Origin of the sequence: Emcibacter nanhaiensis, assembly GCF_006385175.1 — a bacterium.
GTDB classification, from domain to species: Bacteria; Pseudomonadota; Alphaproteobacteria; order Sphingomonadales; family Emcibacteraceae; genus Emcibacter; species Emcibacter nanhaiensis.
The window spans coordinates 143192-156581 of sequence record NZ_VFIY01000014.1 but is presented as its reverse complement, the minus strand read 5'-3'; the positions used below and the strand labels follow the sequence as shown (position 1 = coordinate 156581).

10 protein-coding genes are annotated in these 13390 nt (G+C 55.4%); 2 read left to right on the top strand and 8 right to left on the bottom strand.

Annotated elements, in window-relative coordinates; genetic code table 11:
- Nucleotides 1-36: 36 nt before the first annotated feature.
- The 7 genes from FIV46_RS11300 to FIV46_RS11270 all read right to left on the bottom strand — a co-directional run bounded on the left by FIV46_RS11300 (nucleotide 37) and on the right by FIV46_RS11270 (nucleotide 10615).
- Nucleotides 37-522 (bottom strand): DUF2059 domain-containing protein, encoded by a 486-nt coding sequence (locus tag FIV46_RS11300; RefSeq protein ID WP_139941035.1) that lies wholly within the window; start codon nucleotides 520-522, stop codon nucleotides 37-39.
- Nucleotides 523-612: 90 nt separating this feature from the next.
- Complete coding sequence (locus FIV46_RS11295; protein WP_139941034.1) at nucleotides 613-1098, bottom strand: DUF2059 domain-containing protein; 486 nt, start codon at nucleotides 1096-1098, stop codon at nucleotides 613-615.
- Nucleotides 1099-1165: 67 nt separating this feature from the next.
- Nucleotides 1166-2518: an NfrA family protein gene (locus tag FIV46_RS11290; protein ID WP_139941033.1), complete on the bottom strand. Its 1353-nt coding sequence runs from the start codon at nucleotides 2516-2518 to the stop codon at nucleotides 1166-1168.
- Nucleotides 2502-4100 (bottom strand): glycosyl transferase family protein, encoded by a 1599-nt coding sequence (locus FIV46_RS11285; protein WP_181163210.1) that lies wholly within the window; start codon nucleotides 4098-4100, stop codon nucleotides 2502-2504. Before FIV46_RS11285 ends, FIV46_RS11290 begins: the two co-directional genes overlap by 17 nt.
- 53 nt (nucleotides 4101-4153) lie before the next feature.
- The gene (locus tag FIV46_RS11280) at nucleotides 4154-6040 is read right to left on the bottom strand and encodes a glycoside hydrolase family protein (RefSeq protein ID WP_139941031.1); all 1887 of its coding nucleotides are present in this window, start codon (nucleotides 6038-6040) and stop codon (nucleotides 4154-4156) included.
- 45 nt (nucleotides 6041-6085) lie between these two features.
- A complete protein-coding gene (locus tag FIV46_RS18100; protein WP_219846096.1) occupies nucleotides 6086-8911 on the bottom strand; it encodes a hypothetical protein in 2826 nt (941 codons plus the stop codon).
- A 273-nt stretch (nucleotides 8912-9184) separates the two neighbouring features.
- Nucleotides 9185-10615 carry a mannose-1-phosphate guanylyltransferase/mannose-6-phosphate isomerase gene (locus FIV46_RS11270; protein ID WP_139941030.1) on the bottom strand — a complete coding sequence of 477 codons (1431 nt, stop codon included), beginning with the start codon at nucleotides 10613-10615 and terminating at the stop codon, nucleotides 9185-9187.
- Between the two features lie 149 nt (nucleotides 10616-10764).
- On the opposite strand from FIV46_RS11270, the gene cobA reads away from it, so the two are divergent.
- Nucleotides 10765-11607 (top strand): uroporphyrinogen-III C-methyltransferase, encoded by an 843-nt coding sequence (gene cobA, locus FIV46_RS11265; protein ID WP_139941179.1) that lies wholly within the window; start codon nucleotides 10765-10767, stop codon nucleotides 11605-11607.
- 18 nt (nucleotides 11608-11625) lie between these two features.
- On the opposite strand, the gene FIV46_RS11260 is transcribed toward cobA, so the two are convergent.
- Nucleotides 11626-12264 (bottom strand): hypothetical protein, encoded by a 639-nt coding sequence (locus tag FIV46_RS11260; RefSeq protein ID WP_139941029.1) that lies wholly within the window; start codon nucleotides 12262-12264, stop codon nucleotides 11626-11628.
- Between the two features lie 231 nt (nucleotides 12265-12495).
- On the opposite strand from FIV46_RS11260, the gene FIV46_RS11255 reads away from it, so the two are divergent.
- The gene (locus tag FIV46_RS11255) at nucleotides 12496-13278 is read left to right on the top strand and encodes a PEP-CTERM/exosortase system-associated acyltransferase (RefSeq protein WP_181163208.1); all 783 of its coding nucleotides are present in this window, start codon (nucleotides 12496-12498) and stop codon (nucleotides 13276-13278) included.
- Nucleotides 13279-13390: the final 112 nt, after the last annotated feature.

Below are 13390 nucleotides of genomic sequence, written 5' to 3'. Positions count from 1 at the left end.
AGGCATATGGATTTCGCAGGCAGGAACCAAGCCTGTTTAACTGGGATTGCTTTCCTGCTGTTGTTCCAGGCGCTGTTTGAATTTCTGCTGCAGGTTTTGCAGCATGCCGGGCAGTTTGTTCTGGATGAATTGCTGGTTTTCCACCATCAGCTGGGGCATAAGGTCAATGGATTTTTTGCCGGCATCAGTCCGGTAGAAAACCAGAATCGACTGCATCTCCTCCAGGGTAAAGTTGCGGACCCAGAAATCGGCCGAAAAGGCCATGACATCGTCGGTCAGGCCGATCATTTCCTGTTCAAAGATTTCCGAGAAAATACCGATCTGTTCAGCCGTCAGATTCTTGGCATTTCTGAGCAGGTTTTGCTTCAGGACAGTGGAAAGCTGCTTAAAACTCTTGTTGATGGTCTGGTCCATATGCGTTTCTTCAAAGATCTGGACGATCAGCTTCTGCTTTTCCGTATTGTCATCGGCAAAAGCGGGCGAAGCAAAGCAGCAAAGCAGGATAAGAGCGATAAAGCGCATGGAATAATCTCCCCCATGAATAAAATGCTGCTGTCGGTTTGCCTGGGGTTGTCCGGGCAAGACAGCTGGATAGAAGTTGATAGTTAAGTTTCAGCTCGGGTTTTCGGCATCCGCTTCATCAAACCGGGTCTGGATTTTCTGCTGAATATTGGCAAAGGCGTCCGGCAGGATGGTTTGCATGAACTTCTGGGTCTGCATCATCATCTGCGGCATCAGGGCCATGCTTTTCTTGCCGGTTGGCGATTTGTAGAATTCCAGCATCACCTGCAGGTCCTCGATGGTGTAGTTCTGCACCATGAAGCCGGCGCCAAAGGCGGCGGTCCGGTTGGAGACCTTGGTCATTTCCTCCTCAAAAACTTCCTGGAAGATAGCGGCTTTTTCATCGGACAGTTTGCCCCGCATCTTCTGCAGGTTGGCCTTGAGCTGGTCGCCCACGGCAATCAGGCTTTTGTTCATGGTTTCCGTCATCCGGGATTCCTTCATGATCTCGACGACCAGTTTCTGTTTTTCTGTGTTTTCGTCGGCAAAGGCCGGAAAAGCGGCAAGGATGACAAACAGGATAGTGAGAAAGCGCATGGGAAGCCCCCGGGGTTTCGGAACGGAAAAAATGTCATGCTCCCTATTGTAACGAAGTTCCCGCTATTTAAAAGTGAAATAGCAGGATGGCCACCGGCCCGCTTCCCCCCAGGCTGTTGCCGGCAATCCGGAACCGGTAGTCGACGGCAAGCTCGATGTGACTGCGCCAGGCTTCATAGCGGCTTTCATTAAAGTAAATTCTGAATTTGACACCGGGGCCGCCCTCGACCAAATGTGCCGTGCGGTATCGGTCCTGTTGCCAGTTGACCAGAACCAGACCGCCGGGCTGGACTGTCATTTGTTCTGTCAGGCGAAAGGCAGGGCCGCCCTGCGCCTGGAAGGTCAGGTAGATGTCCGGGTCCCGGGGACGGATCATCGCAGCGTCAACATAGAGACTCCAGCTCCACCAGCGGCGCGCGGGCTGCCAGTCGGTGCCGTGGTCCAGGGAATAGCCGGCCCGCAGCATCCAGTCGTTGCGGGCGAAGCTGCCGACCTCCAGCAGCCGTTCCACCGACAGCACCAGATTGTGGCGGGAGAGCGGCTTGTAGCGCAGGCCGACCCCGCCCTGATAGCTGCGGTCGCTGAAGCTGAGGCTTTCCTCTTCCAGCGCCCACAGCAGGCGACCATAGAGCGCCAGTTTGCGACCGTTGTTATAACCGATCCCGGGTGGTTGCCAGGAAAGCTCCAGACCGGCCTGGGACTGAACCAGGTTGGGGCCGGTGAGCGGCCCGAAGTCATCCTGCTGGTCCCGATAAATCAGGTAACCGTCCGCCGACCAGCGGTTTTCCAGCTCCTCAATCTGCCGCCGCAAGGCAAATGAAGGGGCTGGTTCCCGGTCGCGGACCACAGCGGAAAACCACCGGACCGCCTGCCTGTTCCGGTGCAGCTTCAGGGCGCTGTAGGCCAGTTGCAGTTTGAGTTCCGTTCGGTCGGGGTTGAGTTCGAGCGCCTGTTCAAAGGCATCGATGGCGCCGGCATGATCACCTGCGGCAAGCAGGTGGTAGCCTTTGTCGGCATGGCTGTACCAATCGTTCTTTTCCGCAGTGTGCACCTGGTCGATGTTTTCGTCAAATTCCAGTCTCACCTCGAGGCGCGGATTTTCTTTGGCCTGTTCGGGGGGCTTGTCTGGCGGCGCGACAGGGGCCGGCTTTGGAACCGGTTCTTCAGGACCTGCAGAGACTGTTATTTCGGCATTGACTGACATCGCCAAGGCAATGGGTGGTACCGGGGAAGGTATCGGTATGGAGATCGCGGGTGCGGCAGGGGTGGTCGGCGGCTCTCCCCTGTCCTGCTTGGGAAAGCGGTGGTACCAGGCCCGCTCCTGGCGGAAAACATCCGAGGTCCATCCCAGATGGAAGAGGAGCGAGAGGAAGCCCGAAACCGAGACAAGAAGCAGGGTGAACTTAAGCCTTGTCCGCATGGGACTGCTCCCGCCTGCGTGTTTGGTCAGTCAGCAGCCGGTCCAGCATGGCCTGGTCTATCAGTTGTTGAGCAAGCAGGATCCTGCCGAGCGGCAGGGGAGACGTCCGTTGCAGCAGCAGGGCTTTGTCAAGGTCGTCCCATGTGATCAGTTGCTGTTGCAGCATCATATCGCCCAGTCGTAGCGGTGCCAGCTCTTCAGCGTCAGGGAATTGATGGGCGGTCTTGTCCCATGACAGCGGGCGCCCGGTGAGCAGGTGCAGGCTGTAGAGCCGGAATGCCCGGAACCCGGCCAGAAAATTAAGGACATTGCCCCAGACCTGTCGGGGCAGGGACAGGGCCGCGCAGGCCGGCCCGTAGGTATGGTAACAGAAGGCCACGCTGTGCAGGGCCCGGTTCAGCAGCAGGACGAGGTTGATCCACAGCAGATATTCCAGCGGCTCGCCACGTCGCATCAGCGGCGGCATGCTCATGTTGGCAAAGACTGTGACAGAGAGTGACCAATAGAGCAGGACGCCCAGAAGCAGCAGATAGGCGGCCATATTCAGCCAGGCGGTGAAGAAGCCCTTGCGGTCCCTGAACAATATGTATCGAAAGGCCAGCGAGCCCGGCCATTTCCGTCGCCGCCAGGCCTGGAAGACGATGCCGATCAGCCAGCGGGATTTTTGCCGTACCACGCCGCGGACCGTGTCGGGAAAATATTCACGGGTGGCAATCAGGCTGCTTCTACCGTCGCGGGCCTTCTGGGGAAAGCGCACGAATATCTCGCTGCAGCCGAGAGCGCCCAGCCGGAGCGCCAGGTCATAATCTTCGGTCAGGCTGCCGGAGCGGAACACGTCGCCCCGGCTTTGCAGCTTCCTGAAGGCGCGCCGGCTGAAGGCGCAGCCTACCCCGGCGCTGGGAACAAGGCCGGTCAGGGCTTCCCGCACCACCAGTTCCTTACAGTGATTTTCCGCAAATTCATCCAGATAGTGACCGCCGGTCAGGTTCCCGAGCGGTCGTTCCAGGGGGATGACCGGCAATTGAATCATATCCTTGCGATCAATCAGGTGGTTGAACAGTTTCAGTTCCAGGGGGTGGATGATATCTTCGGCGTCATGCAGGACGAAGCCCGTGAACTCCAGGTCGTTTTCCCGTTCAAATTCCCATACCCGCTGCAGGGTGGCATTCAGGCAGTCGGCCTTGTCGGTCGGGCCGTCACGGGGAACAGGGCAGGCGTGAACCCGGCTATATTGCCGGGCGACATGTTCGACTTCCGCCGCACTGTCCGGATCATTGGGGTAAATGCCGACGAAAAGATGATAGTTGTGATATTCGTAAGTCCTGAGCGTGTTTTCCAGCATATTCCGGATCACGTCTGCTTCCTGCCAGCAGGGGATGAGGACGGCAAATGGCTGTTCCCCTTTTCCCCGCAGGTCCGGGTGCTGCATGGCCGGATGGCGTTGGTAGGTATAGAGCCGGCGCCAGATAGTCCTGATATGGTAACAAAGATCGATAAAAAGGTCGTCCAGGCTGCTGACCAGGATCAGGCCGGCAACCGGATAGAACAACAGCTTGAGCACAAGCAGAAAATCGATGGCCATATGCATGAAATCCCCCAAGGTTGTGTGGAGGATATAATACAACTATAAGTTGTTTATTTCAACTCGGGATACAATCTGGCGAAAAAGCAGGCCGTATGCTGGACGGAATCGACCCGCACCCATTGCCGGGTCAGCTTGAAGCGGAACGATCCCACCAGCTGGTCCGGATTGGGGGCGAAATAGCTGGATTCCGGACTGTTGTAGGTCTGCATCAGGGCCCGGGCGGCCTTGTGGTTATAATGCAGGAAGTAGTTGGCGTCTTCCCTGCGGCCCTGCAGTTTGGCCAGGAAATAGGCTGACAGCATGCCTTCGGCCCGGGCGCCGTCCGGATAGGCGTGGTCGCCGTGCCGGTAGAAGAAATGACCGATATAGTCCTTGTAGGGCGCATTATTCTCCAGATACATGTGATCGATCATTTTGCGGGCGTCGGCATAGACATGGTCCGCATAATCCTGGTTTTGCATATCCGGCCGGGCCCACCATTCCTCAATCGCCTGCATCAGCCAGCCGTCTGCCGGCAGCGGCAGGAACTGGTCGGGATATTTCTTCGGCCGCTCGTAAATCAGGAAATCCAGCGCCTTGCGGGACATCTGGCGGATTTCAGCGCGCCATTGGTCCGAGAGCGGCGCATGTTTCTCATACAGCGCCAGGCCCATCAGGGCTTCACCCGGATAATAAAAGGAAAACAGTTCCTTGCGGTCCTCGTCCGGGATGGTCAGCAGGGGCGCACCGTTGTTGAACCTGAGATGGATGAAATAGGTCATGAATTCCCCGGACGGCTCAATCCGCGACAGCAGGTGCCGCGCCATCTGGTGAGCTTCCTCGAGGAAACGGCCGTCGCCACTGAGCTCATAATAGCGCATCAGGGCCGCAAGGCCGATGCCTTCACCGCCCAGCTTGCTTTTTTTGTTGAAAAAGACATAGCGTCCGGTTTCTCCATCAATGTCGCGGGTGCGGGTCTGTTGCAGGAAAAACCCGATCGAGCGGCGGGCCGCGTCGAGGTATTTCCGCTCACCGGTTCGCTTGTAGGCCCAGAGCAGGGTGATGGTGCCGCCGCTGTGCCGCAGGATATTGTAATAATCCGGGTTACGCGGGTGCTGGTAATCGTCATAGCTGTCGCTATAGCCGTCGTAAAAATACAGGAACTGGCCGTTTGGTTTCATATTGTCCAGCATCCAGTCCACGCCGGACAGGAAGGCGCGCCGGATGTCCTCCTTATCCTGCGAATAAGGATCCGGATAGCCGCGATAGAGCGCCAGCACCTTGTCCTGATAGCTGATGTAGGCCCGGCTTTCGATCAGCTCCACGTCGGAAATACTGTCCTTGACGCGTGCGATCCTCTTGCGCCGGGAGCGGTCTTCAAAGCCGAGGCGCCGGCTCAGGTAATCGAACGTCTGGTTGAGGCTCATATGGCTTTTGGAATAGGCCTCGGTGGGCAGGTAGTAGTAATCCTGGCCGCTATAGCTGAAATGCAGGCCGGTAATGCCCGGCTCGAACCGATATTGATCTTTCCGTTGCGTGCCCAGCAGGCTGATATCGTCCATCGGCATGCGGTTGACAAGATATTCCAGCTTGATGCGGGTCCTGGCCGGATCTGCCACATCAAAGTCGGTGAACCGCGGGTGGTGGCGGATTTTGCTTATGACGCGCTGCAGGCTCTCCGTCAAACTGTCCCGCCTGGTGCCCCAGCGCAGCGGTTTCGCGCCCGGCTGAAACAGGGTGACATAGAGGTGGGAAATGGCAGGGTCAAACCGCTCCAGTTCGGGAGGGTCCTGGAATAACGCCTCCTCGTTCCCGTGGATCAGGGCCATCCTGATCTCGGCAAACAGATCTGTTGCTCCCGGGAATGGCTCTGCCGCTGCTGACTTTTTTTCCGGCAGCAGGAAGAATGTGATAATTCCGGCGACAAGTATCGCGGCGGCCAGGACGGCTCTGATCATGACTCCCCAGTGCAATGGTTTGCCCCTGTTTATTCGATATGGTGTTTATTTGGACCGGTTTTTACGACGGATAATCAGTAATGCGCCAATGATAGTCAGTGACAGCACCGGTGGCACAGAAATCCCGATAATACGCAGGATCATTTCATCCGTGTCGGTCAGTGCATCATCATAGATAATCTCAAGAACGATTTCATAGATCCCTGTACCCAGGAACAGGTCGGGGTTGTTCTCGATCACATTGGTCAGCAGCAGCGGATTGGTACTGTCACCGATATTGAGTGTTTCACCGCCCAGGATCCAGCGGATATCGAACAAGTCCGGTTCGCTGAGCAGCAGTTCGGCCAGCAGTTCGTCCTGATCGGCAAACAGATCGCAGAGTGAATTCTCGTTGAAGGTTGAGCCGCAACCGTTCAGATCGAAATCTTCACCCAGGAGGATGGTCTGGTCCGGGCCGGCATCTGCGTCCAGGTCATCATCGGTATCGGTATCGTTATCGGTATCTGTGTCCGTGTCGTTGTCCGTATCGGTATCGGTATCAGTATCAGTGTCCGTATCGGTATCGGTATCAGTGTCCGTATCGGTATCGGTGTCGTTGTCCGTATCGGTATCAGTGTCCGTATCGGTATCGGTATCCGTGTCTGTGTCTGTGTCTGTGTCGGTATCGGTATCGGTATCAGTATCAGTGTCCGTATCGGTATCGTTGTCGTTGTCCGTATCGGTATCGGTATCCGTATCCGTGTCGGTGTCGGTATCGGTATCTGTGTCCGTATCGGTATCCGTGTCGTTGTCCGTATCGGTATCGGTATCAGTGTCCGTATCGGTATCAGTGTCCGTATCGGTATCGGTGTCGTTGTCCGTATCGGTATCAGTGTCTGTGTCTGTGTCTGTGTCTGTGTCTGTGTCTGTGTCTGTGTCTGTGTCGGTGTCCGTATCGGTGTCCGTATCCGTGTCGGTATCCGTATCCGTATCCGTGTCTGTGTCTGTGTCTGTGTCTGTGTCGGTGTCCGTATCGGTATCAGTGTCCGTATCGGTATCGGTATCGGTATCGGTGTCGGTATCCGTATCCGTATCCGTATCCGTATCCGTGTCTGTGTCGGTGTCCGTATCGGTGTCCGTATCCGTGTCGGTATCGGTATCCGTATCCGTGTCTGTGTCTGTGTCTGTGTCCGTATCGGTGTCCGTATCGGTGTCCGTATCCGTGTCGGTGTCGGTATCCGTATCCGTATCCGTATCCGTGTCTGTGTCGGTATCGGTATCGGTATCGGTATCAGTATCAGTGTCCGTATCGGTATCGTTGTCGTTGTCCGTATCGGTATCGGTATCGGTATCGGTATCGGTATCGGTATCGGTATCGGTATCCGTATCCGTGTCGGTGTCCGTATCCGTGTCGGTATCGGTATCAGTGTCCGTATCGGTATCAGTGTCGTTGTCCGTATCGGTATCCGTGTCCGTATCCGTATCCGTGTCGGTATCCGTATCAGTGTCCGTATCACTGTCAGAGTCAGTATCAGCAATGATGATACCGCCGCCACCTCCACCGCCGCCGTCACCGCCGCCAAAGGCGTCAACCGGGCTGGCATTGGGGCCCAGGCCGGAACGGGTATTGGGGTTGGTGAAGAACTGGGCGATGGTGCTGGCGGTAAAGTCATTTCCGAACGGCCCGGTATAGCCCGGTCCGCCGGCTGCCGGTGCAATATCATTGAGGAAGGCCAGAAGCTGCTCATTGAGCTTTTCTTCGAAATCCTCGAGGCTGGTCGGGCTGATGACGATGCCCACAATATAGGTTTCCTCGTTGCCCAGCTTTTCGAAGGCGAGGCGCACCGGCTCGCCGCCGGTCCGCATCAGGGAGGTCATCAGCCAGCCTTCAGGTTCCCCTTCTTCTTTGGAAGTTATAGGAACAAGCGGGGTTTCATCATCCTGATCGCCGGGGAGGCTCTCGAGTGCAATGCCGCCGGAAGTGAGTTTTGCCTGGCGTTTGCCACTACCGGCGCCGGCGTCCACAACACGGAGTTCATTCCCGTTGAAGCCGAATTTGCGGCCGAACGGATAGGCCAGCCGCCCGCCGGAGGGCAGGGTGGTGGTGACCACAAACAGGCGGTAGGTGCCGGCTTCCACATCGGTAGTGCCGAATTTGTCCACATTCAGCACGCCGTCCTTGATGAAATCATTCTCCGGGCTGGCTTCCAGCGCCACGAACCCCTTGCCGCCAATCAGGTCGCTTTTCGGGCCGACGCGCATAAAGCCGCGATGCGGCGTTTTACCGTCAGGGCCCAGGTCCCATCCATAATCCCCGGCCGCCAGGCCGAATTCGGACAGGGAGGTAAAGGGCATGGCATAGGCTGAAGAGGCGGAGCGGGCTGCGGCGTCGATAATTCTGCGGGCAGCTTGTTCAAGGACGTCATTCTCCAGCGGCATTTTGCCGAGGGCGCTCAGCAGGTCCGAGGTGCGTTCACTGATTTCTTCGGGAATGCCGGCGGTTTCGTCAAAATAGTCCTGCAGGATCTTGAGCGACTCTTCCGAGCCGTCGATGGCGGCGGCCAGGGCATCTTCCAGGGTAATGGCTTTAACAGTTTCCCCGGCGTCCGGGAATACGGGAGAGGGAGTCTCCTTATCGTAGATCGGTCCCTGCGGCGTGAGGGCTGATTTGCGGATCGGGGCAACCGTGCCATCCTTGCCAACCGGGGCGATGGGGTCGGCGTCTTTTTCTTCCGGTTTCTTCAGGAGGTTGTCGACGGTTTTCTCAAAGGTGCCGTCTTCGACGATGACAAACGGTTCCGCCTGCTTCTTCAAGGCGTCGCGGGTAGAATCGGTGTCAACAAAATCGGAATAAATCCAGGTGCCAAGTGCAACTGTTCCGATTGCTGCCAAGATTTTTAATTTTGCTTCCATCCGCGTCTATCCAACAGTACTCAATACAATTAAAATCTGATTTTCATAAAATTACTGTATTTTGTACGACATACATCGTTAACACCCCGATAAAAAACAGGGTAAATAAACGCTTAACGCAGTTTTTTCCAGTAAAACAAGTATTGTCTGGTTGAGTAGACTGACTGTTGTCCGCTCGGTCAAAGGAGGTATTTTTCGCGGTGCAACATGATTCCTTTTGGAATCAACCTCTTAAAGGTGTCTCCAGGAAAATCAGCTTCTGCCGTAGGTGTCCTCGAACCTGACAATATCATCTTCTCCCAGATAGGAGCCGGACTGCACTTCCACAATATGCAGCGGGATTTTACCCGGATTCGCCAGGCGGTGGACGGAGCCAATGGGGATGTAGCAGGACTCGTTTTCGTTCAGCATTTTCACGTTTTCGTCGATGGTGACCTCGGCCCGGCCCTGGACAACAATCCAGTGTTCGGCCCGGTGATGATGTTTCTGCAGGGACAGGGTCTGCCCCGGATTGACAGTCAGCCGTTTGACCTGGAAACGGTCACCGATATCGGAGGTCTGGTAAGAGCCCCAGGGACGGTAGACGACAGTGTGGGAAATATGTTCATCCCGGCCTTCGCGGGCCAGGTGGCTGACCACTTCCTTCACATCCTGGGTGCGGTCCTTATGGCTGATCAGGACTGCGTCATCGGTGGCGACGGCGACAATATCTTCCAGCCCGATGGCGGCAATGGCCGGTCCCTCTGATTTCAGCAGGCAATTACGGCTGCTGTGAGCGATGATATCGCCCTGGCAGACGTTGCCGTCGCTGTCTTTGTCCTGAACTTCCCACAGCGCGGACCAGGAGCCGATATCATTCCAGCCCATATCCACCGGAATGACGGTGGCATTGTCGGTGCGCTCCATCACGGCATAGTCAATGGAATTGGAGGGACTGGCCAGGAAACTTTCCTTGCCCGGGCGCAGGAAACAAAGGTCTTTTTCCACATCGGCCATGGCGTTCCTGCAAGCGTCCAGCATCTCCGGTTCGAATTTGCTCAGGATATCGAGGAAGGTTCTGGCCGGGAACAGGAATATCCCGCTGTTCCACAGGTAGTCTCCGCTTTTCACATAGGAGCGTGCCGTGGTCAGGTCCGGTTTCTCGCGGAATTCGGCAACCTGGTGGCAACCGGTGCAGCCTTCCAGTTCAGCGCCCTTTTTAATGTAACCGTATCCGGTTTCCGGCGTTGTCGGGATAATCCCGAAGGTCGCCAGGGCCTGGTTTTCGGCCACTGCCGGAAGGGCATTGTTGATGGCGGCAATAAAGGCCTCCTGATCAGTAATGATATGATCTGACGGCATGATCAGCATCAGTGCGTTGGGGTTGGTGTTCTCCAGATGCAGGGCGGCGAGAGCGGCAGCCGGCGCAGTGTTGCGCCCCTCCGGTTCGAGAATGATTTCCGGGTCATCCAGGCCGAGCTGGCGCAACTGTTCGGCAATAATGAAACGGTGTTCCTCGTTGGCAATAATCAGCGGCTGCGTAAACAGGTCCTGATCGGAAACCCGCTTGACGGTCTCCTGGATCATGGTGTTTTCCCCCACCAGCGGCAGAAGCTGTTTCGGATAAAGCGCCCTGGACAGCGGCCAGAGTCTTGTTCCCGATCCGCCGGACAGGATAACAGGGCTGATTTTGCGAGACGACACAACGTCCTCCGTTTTGTTGTTTTTTACCTCAATCGATTGATTTTCCACTATATACTAGGAAACCAGTGAAAATATAATGAACAAATCCGCACTTTTCTTTTTTCGCCACACTTTGTATGACGGTGCTGTTGACAGCGAAAGTTTCTGAAATGGATTTTGACAGGATTTTTGGGGAATTGCCCGATATGGTTGCCGGGCAGGTCTGGCTTGCCGGCGCCGGTCCGGGGGATCCGGGCCTGCTGTCGCTGCTGACCCTGAAAGGCATGCAGCAGGCGGATGTCATTGTTTATGACGCCCTGGTCAGTGAGGAAATCCTGGCGATGGCGGCGGAAGGCGTGCGCCTGGATTTTGCCGGCAAGCGGGGCGGCATGCCGTCCCGCAAACAGCAGGATATATCCGAGCATCTTGTCCGTCTCGCGCGTGAGGGAAAGAAAATCCTCCGGCTTAAGGGCGGTGACCCCCTGGTTTTCGGACGGGGCGGGGAGGAAGCCCGTCATCTGGTCGAGAATGATGTCTCCTTCCGGATTATTCCCGGTATCACCGCCGGCGTCGGCGGGCTGGCTTATGCCGGTATCCCGCTGACTGACCGGCATACGAACTCCGCCGTTACCTTCCTCACGGGGCATGGGGAAGATGGCGGCCTGGCCAAGGATATCGACTGGGAAGCGCTGGCGAAATCCTCGCCTGTCGTGGTGGTCTATATGGCGTTGAGCCGGATTGAGCTGATTGCGGAAAAATTTCTGTCTTCCGGACGTTCACCGGAGGAGCCGGTCGCGATCATCAGCAAGGCGACGACCAAAGACCAGAAAGTGGTGGTGACGACGCTGGGGCGGTGTGGTCGGGATATCGAGCGGGAAAATATAAAAGCGCCGGCCATGATTGTGATCGGGGAAGTAGTCAAACTGCGCAGGGGCCTGGACTGGCTCGGCGCACTGGCCGGCCGTAAACTGTCGGCCGATGTCTCCGGAATCAGGCCGCAGGGAAATCTCTAGAGTGAGCGCCGGGAGTGCTCACATATATTTGTTGAGCACATACCTGAAGGACAAATAGATCAGGGCGAAAAACAGAATGATGATTGCCGCGAGGGATTGCAGGCTTTCGACAATCTGGTCAACCAGGGATCGGCCACCTATATAACCCCGCGACGTCGAAGATGACGCCGTTATCCCCAGGGCGTCGGAATTATCCATGAACAGGCGTTTGTCCAGCGGCATCTCATCGCCCACAAGTTCACCGAACTCATTGACAAATTTGCTCTGGAAATTAAACTTCAACTGTTGCGAGTTAAAGTAAATGGTTTTCAGTGTCGGCGAATCATTCAGGTTTTCCAGGAATGAGCCGATATTTTGTTCGAAAAGGCTGCTGTCGGAAAGCGACATCTCCCTCTGCGCCGGGTCATTCTGCGGTTCAGAGCCTGAACTGACGTTTTCAGCCAGATCAAATTGTTGAGTAGTTCTGACGGCTTGGTTCGCGTCATAGGAAAGCTGGAAGAAATGGCCATTTTCGACATTTTCGGCGGGGGGCGCGTAGTCGCCACTGATGAGCGACTCACCAAGAGAAATGTTCGATTGTCTGGTCGTTTCATTCAGAACGACGGCAAAAAGGCTCCCGTGCCACAGACTCACCAGGATGAGTGCGGCTAATGCCATTGTTCTGGATGCGACTGACCAACTGTTCATGAATTCATTTTAACGCGAAATTATGTTTGTTTGATAGAAATTACGCATTTCCTGTTGAATTTAATAAAACCATTTCATTAAAATTTTCGTAAAATTGTAGGAAAAAATAGATCTTTAATACCCTCTAAACCATTTAGGGTCAGAATGATTCGGGAGAGAGGGTGCTCTTATTCAAAATGCTACGACAGGTTGATTGACATCATGCAGTCACAAAAAATAGTTGCCGCCGCCGTGCCGTCCGAGGTTCACAAAGACGATGCACATCTTGTGAAGGTCTACAGGGAACTCTTTGATGTGGTGCCGGCGGATAGCCCGGAACTGCGGGAGGAGGCTTACCGTCTCCGCTACCAGGTTTATTGTCTGGAGACCGGGTTCGAAAATAAAGATGAATTCGAGAATGAAATGGAAATGGATATCTATGACGACCAGTCTGTTTCCAGCCTGTTGATCCATAAAAACTCCGGCGTCGTTGCCGGTACTGTCCGGATAATTTTGCCGCAGGAACAAAGTGGCGGTCATGAAATTCCTGCTTTGACCATTTCCGAGGAATTGGGCGAACTCGGTGAAGATGTTCTGCCCCGCGGGCGTACTGCGGAAATCTCACGCTTTTCTGTATCCAAGAAATTCCGCCAGCGTCATTATGATACTCACATTCCGGGTATCGAGGAAAATGCCGGCAGCCCTGAATCCCAGCGTGTTATTCCACATATCACCCTGGGGCTTATGACGGCGATTGTGCGTATGAGTGTGGAGCACAACATTACCCACTGGGCCGTCGTGATGGAGCCGGCTTTGCAGCGCCTTTTGCGCAAGCTGGGCATACGCTTTACCGCGATTGGACCGATCATCGAGTATCATGGCCGTCGCCGGACCCATTACAGTGATGTAGACAGTCTGCTGAACGGTATTTACGAAGAACGACGGGAAATCTGGAACGTCATCACAGAGTGCGGCACTCTCTACCCCTACACCGGAGATAAATAATTTTTATCCGGAGGGGGAACAAATTAACGCCTTTGCAATAGCTCTCAGGCATATTACACTTCAAACAGACCAATCACAAAAGAAGAACCCATCGCTCCTGCGATGAGTTTGG

Coding starts and splice junctions, on each gene's coding strand:
- FIV46_RS11300 (WP_139941035.1), bottom strand. CDS start 522: ATGCGCTTTATCGCTCTTATCCTGCTTTGCTGCTTTGCTTCGCCCGCT.
- FIV46_RS11295 (WP_139941034.1), bottom strand. CDS start 1,098: ATGCGCTTTCTCACTATCCTGTTTGTCATCCTTGCCGCTTTTCCGGCC.
- FIV46_RS11290 (WP_139941033.1), bottom strand. CDS start 2,518: ATGCGGACAAGGCTTAAGTTCACCCTGCTTCTTGTCTCGGTTTCGGGC.
- FIV46_RS11285 (WP_181163210.1), bottom strand. CDS start 4,100: ATGGCCATCGATTTTCTGCTTGTGCTCAAGCTGTTGTTCTATCCGGTT.
- FIV46_RS11280 (WP_139941031.1), bottom strand. CDS start 6,040: ATGATCAGAGCCGTCCTGGCCGCCGCGATACTTGTCGCCGGAATTATC.
- cobA (WP_139941179.1), top strand. CDS start 10,765: ATGGATTTTGACAGGATTTTTGGGGAATTGCCCGATATGGTTGCCGGG.
- FIV46_RS11260 (WP_139941029.1), bottom strand. CDS start 12,264: ATGGCATTAGCCGCACTCATCCTGGTGAGTCTGTGGCACGGGAGCCTT.
- FIV46_RS11255 (WP_181163208.1), top strand. CDS start 12,496: ATGCAGTCACAAAAAATAGTTGCCGCCGCCGTGCCGTCCGAGGTTCAC.